At 38.3% G+C, this 15,618-nt stretch carries 16 protein-coding genes; 8 read left to right on the top strand and 8 right to left on the bottom strand.

The window, feature by feature from the left end:
* Positions 1–25 precede the first annotated feature (25 nt).
* From paaD to AC4IF5_RS14615, 8 genes are all read right to left on the bottom strand, one after another.
* Positions 26–490: a 1,2-phenylacetyl-CoA epoxidase subunit PaaD gene (gene paaD / locus AC4IF5_RS14650; RefSeq protein WP_490735741.1), complete on the bottom strand. Its 465-nt coding sequence runs from the start codon at positions 488–490 to the stop codon at positions 26–28.
* 83 nt (positions 491–573) lie between these two features.
* Positions 574–1,323 carry a 1,2-phenylacetyl-CoA epoxidase subunit PaaC gene (gene paaC, locus AC4IF5_RS14645; RefSeq protein ID WP_490735739.1) on the bottom strand — a complete coding sequence of 250 codons (750 nt, stop codon included), beginning with the start codon at positions 1,321–1,323 and terminating at the stop codon, positions 574–576.
* Between the two features lie 104 nt (positions 1,324–1,427).
* Positions 1,428–1,709 (bottom strand): 1,2-phenylacetyl-CoA epoxidase subunit PaaB, encoded by a 282-nt coding sequence (gene paaB, locus AC4IF5_RS14640; protein WP_121462113.1) that lies wholly within the window; start codon positions 1,707–1,709, stop codon positions 1,428–1,430.
* Between the two features lie 81 nt (positions 1,710–1,790).
* A complete protein-coding gene (gene paaA / locus AC4IF5_RS14635) occupies positions 1,791–2,729 on the bottom strand; it encodes a 1,2-phenylacetyl-CoA epoxidase subunit PaaA (protein WP_490735737.1) in 939 nt (312 codons plus the stop codon).
* Positions 2,730–2,812: 83 nt separating this feature from the next.
* Positions 2,813–3,898 carry a 2Fe-2S iron-sulfur cluster-binding protein gene (locus AC4IF5_RS14630; RefSeq protein ID WP_490735735.1) on the bottom strand — a complete coding sequence of 362 codons (1,086 nt, stop codon included), beginning with the start codon at positions 3,896–3,898 and terminating at the stop codon, positions 2,813–2,815.
* Between the two features lie 65 nt (positions 3,899–3,963).
* Positions 3,964–4,302 carry a hypothetical protein gene (locus AC4IF5_RS14625; protein WP_490735733.1) on the bottom strand — a complete coding sequence of 113 codons (339 nt, stop codon included), beginning with the start codon at positions 4,300–4,302 and terminating at the stop codon, positions 3,964–3,966.
* A gap of 46 nt (positions 4,303–4,348) precedes the next feature.
* Positions 4,349–5,665, bottom strand: a complete 1,317-nt coding sequence (locus AC4IF5_RS14620; protein WP_490735732.1) for a phenylacetate--CoA ligase family protein — start codon at positions 5,663–5,665, stop codon at positions 4,349–4,351.
* Between the two features lie 195 nt (positions 5,666–5,860).
* Positions 5,861–6,439, bottom strand: a complete 579-nt coding sequence (locus AC4IF5_RS14615; protein ID WP_490735730.1) for a TetR/AcrR family transcriptional regulator — start codon at positions 6,437–6,439, stop codon at positions 5,861–5,863.
* Between the two features lie 399 nt (positions 6,440–6,838).
* Here AC4IF5_RS14615 and clpB point away from each other — a divergent pair, with 399 nt between their 5' ends.
* The 8 genes from clpB to AC4IF5_RS14575 all read left to right on the top strand — a co-directional run bounded on the left by clpB (position 6,839) and on the right by AC4IF5_RS14575 (position 15,567).
* Positions 6,839–9,433, top strand: coding sequence for an ATP-dependent chaperone ClpB (gene clpB / locus AC4IF5_RS14610; protein WP_490735728.1), 2,595 nt, complete (start codon positions 6,839–6,841; stop codon positions 9,431–9,433).
* A gap of 206 nt (positions 9,434–9,639) precedes the next feature.
* On the top strand, positions 9,640–9,792 hold the full coding sequence (locus AC4IF5_RS14605; RefSeq protein ID WP_490735726.1) for a hypothetical protein: 153 nt from the start codon (positions 9,640–9,642) through the stop codon (positions 9,790–9,792).
* A 409-nt stretch (positions 9,793–10,201) separates the two neighbouring features.
* On the top strand, positions 10,202–10,747 hold the full coding sequence (locus AC4IF5_RS14600; protein WP_490735725.1) for a hypothetical protein: 546 nt from the start codon (positions 10,202–10,204) through the stop codon (positions 10,745–10,747).
* Between the two features lie 68 nt (positions 10,748–10,815).
* Positions 10,816–11,430, top strand: a complete 615-nt coding sequence (locus AC4IF5_RS14595; RefSeq protein ID WP_490735724.1) for a hypothetical protein — start codon at positions 10,816–10,818, stop codon at positions 11,428–11,430.
* Positions 11,409–12,194, top strand: coding sequence for a sensor histidine kinase (locus AC4IF5_RS14590; RefSeq protein WP_490735722.1), 786 nt, complete (start codon positions 11,409–11,411; stop codon positions 12,192–12,194). The genes AC4IF5_RS14595 and AC4IF5_RS14590 overlap by 22 nt, the downstream gene beginning before the upstream one ends.
* Positions 12,191–12,832 carry a response regulator gene (locus AC4IF5_RS14585; protein WP_490735721.1) on the top strand — a complete coding sequence of 214 codons (642 nt, stop codon included), beginning with the start codon at positions 12,191–12,193 and terminating at the stop codon, positions 12,830–12,832. Before AC4IF5_RS14590 ends, AC4IF5_RS14585 begins: the two co-directional genes overlap by 4 nt.
* 247 nt (positions 12,833–13,079) lie before the next feature.
* Positions 13,080–14,087: a zinc metalloprotease gene (locus tag AC4IF5_RS14580; RefSeq protein WP_490735719.1), complete on the top strand. Its 1,008-nt coding sequence runs from the start codon at positions 13,080–13,082 to the stop codon at positions 14,085–14,087.
* Positions 14,088–14,181: 94 nt separating this feature from the next.
* Entirely contained in the window at positions 14,182–15,567 is a 1,386-nt protein-coding gene (locus AC4IF5_RS14575) for a phosphatase PAP2 family protein (RefSeq protein WP_490735717.1), read from the top strand.
* The last annotated feature ends 51 nt before the right edge of the window (positions 15,568–15,618 follow it).

Raw genomic sequence — 15,618 nt, 5'->3', positions numbered from 1 at the left:
TTGATACGTTGTTATATTAAAATAATTAATGGCATTTAAAATAATCAAACGGCTCCAGACAGTCCAGACATTGATAAGAAGCCTTACACAATGTAGACCCGAACCTGCTGATCTGTTTGGTATGCTCAGAACCGCAGCGCGGGCATTTCTTCGGTTTCCCGATGTGATGCTCATCTGCCCCTTTTTCAGGAGGAGTGATTCCGTAAGCACGAAGTTTTTCCCTCGCTTCATCTGTCAGCCAGTCTGTTGTCCATATCGGAAACATCTTGGTGACTACTTTCGCTTCCCAACCGTTTTCCTTCATCATTTTGATAATATCCTCTTCAATGGTAAACATAGCAGGACAAGCGGAATAAGTAGGCGTAATCGTCACTTCACAAGTATTTTCACCCGTGATTTGCGCATCTCTTACGATTCCCAATTCCACGATATCGATGACCGGGATTTCCGGATCAGGGATCGTTTTTAATAATTGTAATAAATTGTTCATTATTAACTTAGGTCATTTGAAAATGAATGTTCTACATCAGTTCACTTCCCAATCAACCTATTTTCAAATTGTCTCATTGCTTTCTACCAGGTACATCCCGGATACGCTCTCTGCATATACTGAAGCTCGCAAAGAATATATCCGAAGTATTCCGTATGATATCCTGTTCTTGATTTTGGCTGCATGAACGGATTCGCCGGATATTCTAATCCGAAACTCTGGAAATCTTTTTCCGTAATGGCAACAAACTCTTTGTACAGTTCATCGACATTGGGAACAATATTCAGAGCAAGAAGATCATCTTCACCTTCTGATTTGGCAAACAGACCTTTTGTATATTCCCAGATATTTTCGATGGCATTTATCAAACGTTCACGGCTTTCTTCTGTCCCCTGAGCAAAGATCTTCATCCATGAAGAAGTATGTGTGTAATGATATTTTACTTCTTTTAAAGATTTTTGGGCAATCGCTGAAAGCTCCTCATCTGCAGAATTCGACAAGGCTTCATACATCAGTTTCTGATATACGGAGAAAACATATACCTTCAGAATGGTTTGCGCATAATCTTCATTGGGAAGTTCTGTCCAGTGTGCATTTATGTATTCATGCTCGTATCTTAAGAATGCTATATCATCTTCATTCTTACCATTATCAGCTACTCTTGAAGCATACTGATAAAAGTTGTTTGCCTGGCCAAGTTCATCCAAAGCAATATTGGTCAGCGCAATATCTTCCTCCAGGTACGGACCTTTTCCACACCACTCGGATAGTCTTTGCCCCATGATGAAGCTGTCATCGGCGAGTTTTAATAAATAATTATATAATGGGCTCATTGTTTTTTAATTTAAAGACAGATAGATAATAGATGGATAGAAAATAGACAAGTAAATCTTAAAGTCTTTTATCTATTCGTCTATCATCTTCAAGTCTTATTTTATTACATATTTTTCACGTCGTTTGGAATCTCATAGAATGTGGGATGACGGTATAGCTTGTCATCGGCAGGATCGAAGAACGCATCCTGTTCCATTCCTTCTGAACTCACAATATATTTGCTTGGAACTACCCAAACGCAGGTTCCTTCTTTTCTTCTGGTATACACATCTCTCGCATTCTGTAATGCCATTTCTGCTGTTGGTGCCTGAACTGTTCCGGCGTGTTTGTGGGATAATCCCGGTTTAGTCTGAATAAACACTTCCCACATATCTAAATTTGCCATAGTCAATTATAAATTTGAAAATTTGAAAATTTGAGAATGCGTTAATTAATTTTCAAATTAGCACATTTTCAAATTGCCTCATTATATTACTTCTTTTTCCTGTTTTTTAGCAAAAGCTGCCGCAGCTTCTTTCACCCAGAGATTCTCTTCCTGAGCTTTTACTTTGGTTTTTAGCCTTTTCTTGTTGCAGGGTCCGTTTCCTTTTAAGATTTCCATGAATTCATCCCACGGGAGCTCTCCGAAATCGTAGTGCTGTCTTTCCTCGTTCCACTTCAGGTCTTTGTCCGGGATCGTTAAGCCTAAATATTCAGCCTGAGCAACCGTTACGTCTATAAATCTCTGACGGAGACTGTCATTACTTTCACGCTTTACTCTGTAGTTCATAGAGATTTTAGAGTTGGGTGAGCTGTCATCATTCGGTCCGAACATCATCAGAGCCGGCCACCAGAAACGGTTTAAAGCCGCCTGAGCCATCTCTTTCTGCTGCTTGGTACCACGGCAAAGTGCCATCAGGATTTCATAGCCCTGTCTTTGGTGGAAGGATTCTTCTTTACAGATCCTTACCATCGCTCTTGAATAGGGACCGTAAGAATTCCCCATCAGCATTACCTGGTTCATGATCGCCGCCCCGTCTACCAGCCAGCCGATAGCTCCTATATCTGCCCAGCTAAGGGTCGGATAATTGAAGATACTGGAGTATTTTGCTTTTCCTGACAGCATATCATCATAGGTAGCATCTCTGTCTGCTCTGATCGTTCCGTTGCCTAAAGTTTCGGTAGCAGCGTACAGGTACAAGCCATGCCCTGCCTCATCCTGAACTTTCGCCAAAAGAGCCATTTTTCTTCTCAGTGAAGGCGCTCTGGAAATCCAGTTCGCTTCAGGCAGCATTCCTACGATTTCAGAGTGAGCATGCTGTGAAATCTGACGAACCAAAAGCTTCCTGTAATCATCAGGCATAATATCTTTGGGCTCTACTTTATTTTCTTCGTGAACGTATTGAACGAATTTTTCTAAGTCCATAATTTTTAATTTAGCAATGTATCAGTCTAACAATGTACCAATGATTATTACACTGGTAAATTGTTACATTGTTACATTAATTTTTAAACGTCATAATTAAGCATCACCACATTCGTTGTCGGGTGACATTGACACGTCAGTACATAGCCTTTGGCTACTTCATCTTCGGTAAGCGCAAAGTTTTTCTCCATGAAAACTTCTCCTTCCAGAACCTGTGCTTTACACGTACAGCAAACTCCTCCCTTACATGCGAAAGGAACGGGAAGCTGGTCTTTCAATGCTTTATCTAAGATACTCTCTTTTTTAGAATTCAGGTGGAACGAATATTCATCGTCATCGATAATGACCGTTACCATACTTTCAATATTGGCAATCGCCTTGAATTCCTCACTCATTTCCTCCGTATTTTCTTCATCCGGAGCTGTAAAGTATTCAAACAATACCTGAATAGCCGGTACCTTTTTATCTTTTTTCAGATAGTCAGCAATTCCTTTGATCATTTCTGACGGCCCGCAGATAAAATAGGTAGATTCTTTTACATCAATATCCGTGTATCTTTCAAACAGCTGTTCAAGCTTTTCAGCAGAGATCCTTCCCTCAAAAACCGGATCTTCATGCTTTTCACGGCTTACCAGGTATACCACCTTAAGCCTTCCTCTGAACTGCTCAACCAATTTATCGATTTCAGCCTTTCTTAAAACATGATTCATACTTCTGTTGCTGTAGAACAGATAAGCATTACTGTTAGGTTCCTGATAAAGACTCTCTTTAATATTGGATAGAACAGGAGTAATTCCGCTTCCTGCTGCCAGACCTACATACGTTTTTACGTTTGTCGGGTGATAAGAAGTATTAAACCCGCCCATTGGGGGCATTACTTCCAGCATTTCATCCATATGAAGATGTTCATTGAAATATCCTGATACCTTTCCGCCTTCCAGCAGCTTTACCAATACTTCCAGGGTATTGCTTTTTTCACTCGGAGCATTGCAGATGGAGTAAGAACGTCTTTCTTCATTTCCGTTGATCATCATTCGGAAATTAAGGTACTGCCCCTGTTTAAACCTGAACTTATCTTTCAGTTCTTCAGGAATTTCCACCGCCACATTTACTGCATCCGGAGTATCTTTCTGAACCCTAACCGTTTTAAGTTTATAAAATGAATTCATTATTTTTTTAAGTATTCTTTTTTCAAATTGGGCTATTTTCATTGAAATAGCCGATATATCTATTTTTAGATTCCTTTTCTTAGTTTCTCTATTGCATCCTGTGGAACTGCCAATACCGACTTCATACTCTCCCCAATTCTGCTGATAATATCTTCCCTCGGTCCGTTTTTCCAATCACTGCCGGAGTAGAAATTCTCTAAAGCGGTCGCCATTTCTTCCTCATCATCAAAAGAACGAATCAGATAATAACAATCTGAATCATGAAGAGAATTTCCATAAGAGACTACATCAATCCCATTATGAATATGCAAAGGGACACTAATCTCCTTCATAATCTGATGAAATTCTTCTCCTGTACCTTGTTTTAAAGTATACTGTAAAATTTCTATAATTTTATTTTTCATAATGGTCAATATTTTTACAGGATCACTTTCCGGCTATCCTGCATTTTTATTTTTTCAGAATCCTGTTAATTTTCCCACCTTCACATTTCGGCAAGCTATCCTGAGCATGAACCTTCACTTTCGTGGTGATCCCTACCCGTTTTTTTATTTCGTTTTCTATATTTTTTCCAAAGTTTCCGACAAAATTAAAATAATCATCGGTATCCGCTTCTACTTTTTGAGCCTTTACCCATTCGTCATCAATTTCAACATCAATATCCAGGGCTACACACATATGTTCTTTTTCAATCGGCGTTAAGTAATAATTGGGAACCACTCCTTTTACATGGGAAAAAGCATCTTCGATCTGGCTCGGGTAAACATTGACTCCTCTTACGATCAGCATATCATCTGCCCTCCCAACGATCGGTTTCATTTTTACCATGGTCCTTTTTGAGTTTTCATCGTAGTAAAGACTTGTGATATCATTCGTCCAGTAACGCAAAAGCGGCATGGCTTTCTTGGTTAATGTAGTAATGACCAATACGCCTTCTTCTCCGAAAGGCACCGGCTGTTTGGTAACCGGATCAAGAATTTCAGGATAAAAGTGATCTTCCCAGATGTAAGAGCCTCCTTTTTCTTCGAAATCCTCCATTGAAACTCCCGGCCCGATAATTTCACTCAACCCATAAATATTCGTTGCATGAACTCCTAATCTTTCTTCAATATGTCCTCTTATGATCTCTGTCCACGGTTCTGATCCAAGTACAGCGTACTTAAGGCTGATCTCACCTGCATCAATTCCTCTTCTGGCAAACTCATCTGCGATCGTCAAAGCATATGACGGCGAACAGCAAATCACTTCAGGTTTAAAATCCAGAATAAGATCGACCTGTCTTGCCGTCATTCCTCCTGAAATAGGAAGAACGCTCATTCCCAACTTTTCAGCTCCGTAGTGAAGCCCCAGTCCACCGGTAAAGATTCCGTAACCATAAGCATTATGCAGCTGCATTCCCGGTTTGGCCCCCGCGGCATTCAGTGATCTGGCCACCACTTCACTGAAAAGATCCACATCTTCTTTAGTATATCCCACCACGGTCGGTTTCCCTGTCGTTCCGCTTGAACAGTGAATTCTCTGAAGCTCACTTTTGGGAACGGCAAATAACCCGAAAGGATAGTTATCTCTTAAATTCTGCTTGTAAGTAATCGGAAGTTTCGTGATATCTTCAATCGACCTTATATGCTGTGGAGAGATTTGCAATTCATCAAATTTCTTTTTATAAAATTCCGACTTCTCTCCCAAATAGCCGATCAAACTGATCAACCGGTCGGATTGAAGCTGTCTCAGCTGATCCAGCTCCAGATATTCAACTGAAAAATCCATAAAACTAACTAACATTTGTTAGGTGTAAATTTAAAAAGATTTTGGAAGGTGGCAAAATTTTTATGATTTTTGTCATATTTTGAATGATTCTAAATAACCACCGGTTAATTTTTAGCCCCAAACTGACAAAAGTCTTAAGCATTTAATTTCAGTGAAGTTTATAGGATATATGGGGTATATGCTTTTAAAGCACAGCTACTGCTTTTCATTTCCCAGCAAACCATAAAGGATTTTATCCCTGATCTCATCAATAATTTCATCCGTAGAATCGCTGTTTCTCTTAAACCAGAAATAAGAGTTATTTAAAGTATGAAGAATAAATCTTGTTGTAAATGATGGGGATTTAAGTTCCCAGTTTTCAGCCTGGAAAATCCCGGAGATCAACCCTTCTACCTCCTGCTGGTAATTTTTCCTCAGCTCTACAAATTCAGGAAGCCTCTCTTCAAGATGCTTCCATTCATTGGAATAAATATGGGTGACGTCACGGTTTTTAAGAACAACCGACAAATGCTTATCCAGAAACAAATTCAGTTTTTCCTTGGGTGCTATATCTGTACTTTTTACTTCCTGAAGCTCATCGAAAAATTCCTGGGCAATACCAAAACAGATCCACTCCAGAATCTCTTCCTTTGAGCGAATGTGTGCATACAGGGACGCTGCCTTTATATTAAGCTTCGTAGCAAGATCTCTTACCGAACTTCCCATATAGCCCTTCTCTTTGAAAAGTTCTACCGCTACGTCTAATATTTTTCGTTGTTTTTCTTTAAGTTCCATCTGTAAAAATGCAAAAGTAACTATTCTGATTTAAACTGCTAGTCTTTTGATTCTAAAAAGAATGACTTTGAAAAGCACCGTTTAAGAATTCCCGGCAAACCCAATTTGCGATTTATCCTTTGGGGATTTTGGGTCCAATATGACGTATTGTTCATTAATCTCAAGAGATTATTACGAAATCGGAAATTTTGTCAAGTTAATTTTGCGTTAAAAATACAAAATCCGGAAATTTCGTCCTATTTTTTTGTAAATTTAATAATTGAACAGTTTTTGTGATACAGTCATCGAATAAATGATTAAATAATTGATGGCATTAAGAAACTGAGCCTTAAAATTTAGTTTCTTGATGTTTTTTTAAAACTAAACTTTGAACGAATCATTACCAAAAATATATAAAATATGAACTTAAACCAATATACTGTAAAATCACAGGAAGCCATCCAGGCAGCACAGCAGGTTGCTATGGAATTTGGCAATCAAAGTATTGAACCGCAACATATACTTGAAGGAATCTTTCAGGTAGATGAAAATATATCGCCTTTCCTATTAAAGAAATCTGAAGCAGATGCCAATTTAGTAAGAGAGCGCAACCGTGAAAATTTAGAAAAGCTTCCCAAAGTACAGGGGGGTAATATTTACCTTTCACAATCCGCCAACAAAGTTTTGCTGGATGCACCCAATATCGCCAAAAAGATGGGTGACGAATATGTAACGATTGAACATTTATGGTTATCGCTTCTTGAAACGAACTCTGAAGTTTCCAAAATGCTGAAAGATATGGGAGTTACCAAAAGCTTGCTGGAAGGAGGAATTAAAGAATTAAGAAAAGGAAGCAAAGCAACTTCTGCCAGCTCAGAAGAAACTTATCAATCCTTGAACAAATACGCTAAAAACTTCAATGAATTAGCAGCGGAAGGAAAGCTGGATCCCGTGATCGGACGTGATGAAGAAATCAGAAGGGTTCTGCAGATCCTTTCGAGAAGAACCAAAAATAACCCGATCCTTATCGGAGAACCCGGCGTAGGTAAAACCGCAATTGCAGAGGGAATTGCCCACAGGATTATCAGCGGTGACGTTCCGGAAAACCTGATGGACAAAACCTTATACTCATTGGATATGGGTGCTTTGATCGCCGGTGCAAAATACAAAGGAGAATTTGAAGAGCGACTGAAGTCTGTGGTGAATGAGGTGATCAAATCCGACGGACAGATCATTCTCTTCATCGATGAGATCCATACCCTGGTAGGTGCCGGTGGTGGCGAAGGAGCAATGGATGCTGCAAACATTTTAAAGCCCGCTTTAGCCAGAGGAGAATTAAGAGCGATTGGTGCTACTACCTTGAATGAGTATCAAAAATACTTTGAAAAGGATAAGGCATTGGAAAGACGTTTCCAGAAAGTAATGGTGGAAGAACCGGATACTGAATCCGCTATTTCCATTCTTCGTGGAATCAAAGACAAGTATGAGGCGCACCACAAGGTAAGGATCAAAGATGAAGCGATCATTGCCGCAGTGGAAATGTCTCAAAGATATATTTCAGACCGTTTTTTACCGGATAAGGCGATCGACCTTATTGACGAAGCTTCTGCAAAGCTGAGAATGGAGATCAACTCGAAGCCGGAAGAGCTGGATGTCTTAGACAGAAGGCTGATGCAGCTGGAAATTGAATTGGCGGCTATCTCAAGAGAAGGTAACCAGACCAAGATCGATCATCTGAAGGAAGATATTGCTAAAATTTCTGAACAAAGGAATGAGATCAATGCAAAATGGCTGAAAGAAAAACAAAAAAGTGAAGATCTTACCCAGATCAAAAAAGATATTGAATCTCTGAAACTGGAAGCAGAAAGAGCATCCAGAGCAGGAGATTATGCAAAAGTAGCGGAAATCCAGTATGGAAAGCTCCGTGAGAAAGAGGAAGAGCTCGCCAAAGTTGAGCTTGAAATGCAGAACCATCAGAATGAGCTGATCAAAGAAGAAGTTACTTCAGAAAACATCTCTGAAGTGATTGCTAAATGGACGGGTATTCCTGTAACCAAATTGCTACAGTCTGAAAGAGATAAGCTGCTGAATCTTGAATCTGAACTACACCACAGAGTTGTAGGACAGGATGAAGCGATCCAGGCAGTGGCTGATGCGATCAGAAGAAACAGAGCCGGATTGAGCGATGATAAAAAGCCCATAGGATCATTCTTGTTCCTGGGAACAACAGGGGTAGGTAAAACAGAGCTTGCAAAAGCATTGGCTGAATTCCTGTTTGATGATGAAAACAATATGACCAGAATTGATATGAGTGAATATCAGGAACGTCACAGCGTTTCCAGATTAGTGGGAGCTCCTCCGGGATATGTAGGATATGATGAAGGAGGACAATTAACGGAGGCTGTAAGAAGGAGACCATACTCTGTTGTGCTTTTAGATGAGATTGAAAAAGCGCATCCAGATGTTTTCAATACCTTGCTTCAGGTTCTGGATGATGGCCGTCTGACCGACAATAAGGGTCGTGTGGTGAATTTCAAAAACTCGATTATCATTATGACCTCCAACTTAGGTTCACATCTGATCCAGGAGAATTTTGAAAATATCACAGAGGAAAATCAGGATGAGATTGTGGAGAAAACGAAAGAAGATGTTTTCGATTTATTGAAACAGACTCTACGTCCTGAATTCCTGAACAGAATTGATGAGATCGTATTGTTCCAGCCTTTAAGAAAAAAAGAGATCGGAAAAATCGTTCAGTATCAGTTGAGAGGATTCAATGATATGTTATCTAAACGAAACATCATTATGACCTTCACTCAGGATGCAGTGGATTACCTGATGGAAAAAGGATATGATCCGGTATTCGGGGCAAGGCCTTTAAAAAGAGTGATCCAGCAGGAAGTATTGAATAAATTATCTAAGGAGATCCTTGCAGGTAATGTAAATGACGGAGACAGAATCACTTTGGATTATTTTGCAGAAACAGGTCTTGTTTTCAGACCTACTGAACAATAAAATAGTTTTTTTTCATATACATTAATTTTTGTGGATAAGTGCTGTAGAGGAATCTGCGGCACTTATTTTTTATTATGCATACCAAACTGATTATTCTTTTCATTCTGGAAATCACAATTGATGATTCCGTATTATTTTTATCCAAATTAAGTGAAATATCATTATCTTTATCATACAAACAAATTACTAACTAAAACAAAATCAGTATGAAAAAGTTAAAAAGAAATGAATTAAAGAAAATCGGAGGCGGAATTGCTGCACCGATCATCATGTGTGATGAAAACATGAATTGCCCGCCTAATCTTTGCTGTACAACAGGATATATCTGCAGAGACTGGAGAAGATACCCTTGTATCTAAGAGCTTGTTTAAATTTGTATTAAATATTATTTCTCGCTGATTTTGCAAATCTCGCTGATTTGATTTACGAATAATGATCTGCTGAATCGGCAAAATCAGCGGGAAAATAAAAAAATTAAAGCGTTAAATTAATTAGACAAAATATTAGCAATTCAATTTAAACAGACTCTAAGATTTTAAAATAAAGCTTTCGCGAGCTTATAGCTAACATAAAAAATTGTAAAAAGCTATACTTGTAAAACGGAGATCATTCCTCCGTTTTTTTGTATCACTCAATTATTTTTTTCATACACAATCCGTAAAATCCCGGTAAAATTAACAGTATAATTCCCAATTTATAAATAGGTTTTCTAGCATAATTTTTACGAAATTTGCATATTAACGTAGATATCCCTTATAAACAACAGCTATGAAAACAGAACCTAATAATGACCGTAACTCTTTACGATCCGGAACCATGTCTAACAATTTAATCAAAGCTTTAGTAGACAATTATCGTCAGAATCACCTGAGTGCCATCAAAGACAGTTTAGGAATAGAGGATGCCCATTCTATCTGGTTTGATCTTCCTAAATTGAAAAGATTCATCGCAATGGTGGAAGAAGAAGCGAAGAAAGTAAATCCAGACACAACCGAGGAAGATCTGGGAATCAGATTTTATTATGCTTCCTATCCAAAAGCTGAAAACTGGGACATTATGGAATCACATCCTGTTCCCGAAGAATATGCTGAAAAACATACATTGGTTTTGATTCCTACCTTAAAAAGAACAAATGAAGAAGGAGAATCTCTGCATTATGATTTCAATCCTCTACAGTCGAATGATGGCGAGAAAATATCTTTAGGATTAAGTTCTGCCAGAAAAAGCGGGCCTTCTGATGATGATGGTGGAACAGCAGGAGAAAACCTTGGAACATTGATTCCTCCTGGAAATCCTATTTCGGAAAATTATTAATCACAATTTAAAAGTATATATATCATTAATAAACAATGACTGAATTCCAAAAGTTTTTTTTACAAATCATGTATACTGGAGAAGGAATTGCAGCCTTAACATCCCTCATTTATTTCAACCGTGTAAAAAAACAATATTGGAAGTATCTGGCATTATATCTGATTACCATCTTCCTAAGTGAATCAGCTGTAAAATGGGGAGAGAAACCACTCAATATTGATAGAGTTATATTTTACAATTATTTTGTAATGCCATTACAGTTCGTCTTCTTTTACTGGCTGTATGCAAAAAAATCATTAAAAAAAACAAGTATGTTTTATGCTTTTTCTGCCATATACCTTCTTTCATATGTGCCCAGCATCTTATTCTTTCCGGATAATAAAATTGTTTATTCTTTCAATTATACTTTGGGTTGCTTATTTTTAATGGTTCTTGTTATTATGGAGTATTATAAGCAGGTAAACTCAACTGAAATTTTAAAATTCAGTACCAACAAGATGTTTTATATCAATCTGGGAGTTACTCTTTTTTATATCGGTACCCTACCGTTTATGACATTCATGTCTCTCCTTTGGCAATATCGAGATATCTGGGATCTATATTTTGCTTATTTCCAGGTTTCCGGAGCTATAATGTATATTTTATTTGCAAGTTCATTCATATGGGGAAAGCAGAGCTCTTAATTACTATTATTTTATTCAACATATTCTTTATACTGTTTGTCGTTGCAGTGATGGTATACATCAGAAACTACAGGCAACGCAAGAAAGAATACCTGAATGAAATTGAGATGAAAAACGAAATTCATCAGCGGGAGCTTTTGTCTACCCAGCTGGAAATTCAGCAGGCAACCATGCAGCAGATCGGGCGGGAACTTCATGATAATATTGGTCAGAAGCTGACTCTTGTGAGTTTGTACGTACAACAGATGCTGTACGAGAATAAGGTTCCGGAAGCCAGTGAAAGAATTGATCAGGTTTCACAAATCATCAATCAATCCCTCCAGGATCTCCGGAGTCTTTCAAAAACCCTTACTGATGATAACATCAACAAAAAGGAAATCGTAACTTTGATCCAGGAAGAGGTTGACAATACCAATTCCTTTAAAAAATGTACTATAAGTTTTGAGCATAACTTTAACCAGCTGGATCTGGGATTTGTTCATAAAAATGTACTCCTCAGAATCACCCAGGAGTTTATCCAGAACAGTATAAAGCATGCTCAATGCAAGAATATCTTTATCAGCCTGAACACTTCTGAGGATATACTTTGGGAACTTCAAATCCGGGATGACGGAAAGGGATTTGATACGAGCAAAATAACTTCCAACGGTATCGGTCTTACCAATATGAAGAACAGGGCTGAAATCATTGGTGCCCAATTCAGTCTTGAAAGCATGGAAAATGCAGGGACCACACTTACTATTATCTTAAAAAAACAGTCATGAAAAAATCAATTGTAATCGTTGACGATCATATACTTATCGCCAAAGCCCTGGAAGGAATTATCAGTAATTTCAGTGAGTTTGAGGTCATCTATGTCTGTGAAAACGGGAAAGACCTGATCGATCAATTTAAAGAGGGTAACAGAATCCCTGATATTATTCTTTTAGATATCAGCATGCCGATTATGGACGGGTTTGAAACAGCTCTATGGCTTACGAAAAACCATCCTGATATCAGGATTATGGCCCTTAGCATGCAGGGGGATGATAACAGTGTGATTAAAATGATCAAAAACGGTGCAAAAGGCTATCTCCTAAAGAACACCCACCCGAAAGACCTGGAAACAGCACTTTCCAGATTAAATACCGATGGCTTCTTCTATCCTGACTGGGCTTCAAAAATCATATTCTCCAATCTCAATAAGGATCAGGAACCAGAAGTTGCCGTAAAAATCTCAGAACGTGAAAAAGAATTTCTGAGATATACTGTAACTGAGCTCAGTTATAAGGAAATTGCAGACAGAATGTGCTGCAGCCCAAGAACAGTAGAGACCTACCGGGATCAGCTTTGTGACAAGCTGGATTTAAAGACCCGTGTGGGACTCGCTGTCTTTGCCATTAAAAATGGTTTCGCTAATTAATTCTAAAGATAAAAATATTCTATAATTTATTAAAAAAACATAATTATTTACATTTAAAAATACACTTAACTGTGAAATATATTACACAAAAACAAAATTGATTAAAATTCAATATAACCCAATATAACTTAACATATACACAACTAAAACACCGATTAAATAAGAATAATTTAAATAAAATGCAAAATAATTTGTATATAAATTTTAAATAATATAATTTCACATCCTCAAATTAAAAGATAGCGATATGAAAAAATTCTTATTTGGAGCCCTTGTCCTGGGCTTAATGTCGGCATGTAACAGCGACAATCTTAACAATCAGAACGAAACACCTGCAGATCCCGCCACTCCATCTACAGATGCGTTTCTAAGCAGATCATGTGCTTCAGAGGAAATCAGAAAACAGGCATTGGAAAACAGTCTGGAATTAAGGCAAAGATATGCAGAACTGGAAGCCAATACAGAAAAATTTGCCAAAGATATTAAATTAGGCAAAGTCCTTTCAGACGGAACCGTTGAAATCCCGGTTGTTGTCAATGTATTGTATAGAACAGCTGCAGAAAACGTTTCAGATGCGAGAATTGCAGAACAGATCGCTGTATTGAACGCTGATTATGGAGGAACCAACACAGATGTATCCAAAATACCTTCAGAATTTCAATCTGTAAAAGCCGGCGATGTAAAAGTTCGCTTCAGACTGGTCAATACAGTAAGAAAAACGACTACCAATACCCAATGGAGTTCCAATGATGCCATGAAAAAAGCTTCAACAGGAGGGATTAACGCTACCAATCCAACCAATTACTTAAATATCTGGGTTGTAAGTAAAATGCCAACAAGCCAGGGACAGACTTTAGGATATGCTACTTTCCCTGAATCTGCAGGTTTATGGAATGACGGTGTAGTAATTGCGGCTCCTTTCTTCGGGAAAACCGGAGCAAGCGCACCATTCAACCTAGGAAGAACTGCTACCCATGAAGTAGGACATTATCTGAACCTAAGACATATTTGGGGAGATGCATTATGTGGAAACGATCTTGTAGCTGATACTCCTACACAAACAAGAGATAATGCCGGAAAACCGACCTATCCTCTTTATAATACCTGTGGTGGCGTAAGCAGATCTGTAATGTTTATGAACTATATGGATTATGTAGATGATGCTGCAATGTTTATGTTCTCAGCAGGCCAAAAAGCAAGAATGCAATCTGTAGTAGCTTCTTCCGGAGCAAGATCCGGATTAAGAGTGTATTAAGATTAAATTCTTTTTAAATATTAAGATCTATCCCAATTTATGGGATAGATTTTTTTTAATATTTTTACGCCACTTAAATTTCAGGATCGCAACGATGAAAAAATTAGCCTTAGTATCAGGAATACTATTACACCTGGATTGCTATAAAGCTCAGGACACCATTCAATCCAGAAATCTACAGGAGGACCTTGCATCACTCCGTTTTAATCACATAAGTCAGGAAAAAGCATCTTTCTTAAAAAAAGAATGGGTAAAAAAATCTATGGCTCCTGCCTTACTTTTTACGGCTGCCGCTGCTACCTGGGGAGAAAAAGAAAATATCCGTGAAGTACGGAACCGGTATCTTCCCACCTTCAAGGCAAAATATGATGATTACCTTCAATATGCTCCTGCCGCTACGGTGTATGGACTAAAACTTTCCGGCGTAAAAGGAAGAAATAATCTTGGAAGAGCAACACTTTCTTACGGAACAAGCTTAGCCATCATGGGAATTTTGGTCAACTCTATTAAATATACAGCGAAGGTTGAACGCCCTGACGGCTCTAACAATAACTCATTCCCTTCCGGCCATACTGCAATGGCTTTTACAAATGCCAGTTTCCTACACAAAGAATACGGGATGGTAAATCCCGGATATAGCATTGGCGGTTTTGGTGCCGCAGCTCTTACCGGATTAGGAAGAAATTTAAACAACAGGCACTGGATTCCTGATGTTCTCGCCGGTGCAGGCATCGGAATTCTCTCAACAGAATTAGGGTATTTTTTTATTGATAAGATCTATAAGAATAAAGGAGACAACTTAAGTATTTTATCCAGGGTAGAGGGGAATGAGAACCCTTCTTTTCTTGCTCTAAAATTGGGAACAGCATTAGGAACCACCAATTTCCTGAAAGAATCTGATCTTGATGATAAAAAACAAATCGGCTTTGAAGGAGGACTGGAAGGAGCTTACTTCTTCTCAAAAAAATGGGGCATCGGAGGGGATATCAGCTTCAGCAGCTTCCCTATCAAACCTTTAAGACTTCCATTGGAGGACGGAGATAATTTTGGGGATTACGATATTATCACACAGTCTCTGGGATTCCTGGGTGCTGGTGCAGGACCTTATTTTTCTCATGAATTTTCAGATAAATGGCAGCTTACTCTAAAAGCCACTGCAGGATATTCAGCAACAGCAAGTGGAAAGGTATTTATAAAAAGTGACAGCATAGATCTTCCGAACCATGAGCTTCAGATAGCCCGGTACAAGCCCAAACCAGCTTTCCGCTGGAATGCAGGAACTGCTGTGACCTATAAATTTAATCCGGGATTGGGACTCACCTTATATGCGGACTATAATCAGATCAAATCATCCATCCACTACGATTTTAGTGATGCCATAGAAGAAAATGAAGATCTGAACAGCGAATTTAATCATCTGATTGCCAAGGAAAAGATCAATTATTTCTCGTTAGGTTTAAGATTAACCGCTTATTTTTAAATAAGAGCAGCTATTTCATTCTCTTTTTATATAACAAAAAGCCATCTCAAA

The organism is Chryseobacterium sp. UF-290, assembly GCF_058245615.1.
This window is presented reverse-complemented; position numbering and strand designations above follow the sequence as displayed.

Excerpts from the sequence above, each read along its gene's own strand:
- paaB (WP_121462113.1), bottom strand. The coding sequence starts at position 1,709 with ATGGCAAATTTAGATATGTGGGAAGTGTTTATTCAGACTAAACCGGGA.
- AC4IF5_RS14600 (WP_490735725.1), top strand. The coding sequence starts at position 10,202 with ATGAAAACAGAACCTAATAATGACCGTAACTCTTTACGATCCGGAACC.
- AC4IF5_RS14585 (WP_490735721.1), top strand. The coding sequence starts at position 12,191 with ATGAAAAAATCAATTGTAATCGTTGACGATCATATACTTATCGCCAAA.
- AC4IF5_RS14630 (WP_490735735.1), bottom strand. The coding sequence starts at position 3,898 with ATGAATTCATTTTATAAACTTAAAACGGTTAGGGTTCAGAAAGATACT.
- AC4IF5_RS14580 (WP_490735719.1), top strand. The coding sequence starts at position 13,080 with ATGAAAAAATTCTTATTTGGAGCCCTTGTCCTGGGCTTAATGTCGGCA.
- AC4IF5_RS14620 (WP_490735732.1), bottom strand. The coding sequence starts at position 5,665 with ATGGATTTTTCAGTTGAATATCTGGAGCTGGATCAGCTGAGACAGCTT.
- AC4IF5_RS14575 (WP_490735717.1), top strand. The coding sequence starts at position 14,182 with ATGAAAAAATTAGCCTTAGTATCAGGAATACTATTACACCTGGATTGC.
- paaD (WP_490735741.1), bottom strand. The coding sequence starts at position 490 with ATGAACAATTTATTACAATTATTAAAAACGATCCCTGATCCGGAAATC.
- clpB (WP_490735728.1), top strand. The coding sequence starts at position 6,839 with ATGAACTTAAACCAATATACTGTAAAATCACAGGAAGCCATCCAGGCA.
- paaA (WP_490735737.1), bottom strand. The coding sequence starts at position 2,729 with ATGGACTTAGAAAAATTCGTTCAATACGTTCACGAAGAAAATAAAGTA.
- AC4IF5_RS14595 (WP_490735724.1), top strand. The coding sequence starts at position 10,816 with ATGTATACTGGAGAAGGAATTGCAGCCTTAACATCCCTCATTTATTTC.
- AC4IF5_RS14625 (WP_490735733.1), bottom strand. The coding sequence starts at position 4,302 with ATGAAAAATAAAATTATAGAAATTTTACAGTATACTTTAAAACAAGGT.
- AC4IF5_RS14605 (WP_490735726.1), top strand. The coding sequence starts at position 9,640 with ATGAAAAAGTTAAAAAGAAATGAATTAAAGAAAATCGGAGGCGGAATT.
- AC4IF5_RS14615 (WP_490735730.1), bottom strand. The coding sequence starts at position 6,439 with ATGGAACTTAAAGAAAAACAACGAAAAATATTAGACGTAGCGGTAGAA.
- paaC (WP_490735739.1), bottom strand. The coding sequence starts at position 1,323 with ATGAGCCCATTATATAATTATTTATTAAAACTCGCCGATGACAGCTTC.
- AC4IF5_RS14590 (WP_490735722.1), top strand. The coding sequence starts at position 11,409 with ATGGGGAAAGCAGAGCTCTTAATTACTATTATTTTATTCAACATATTC.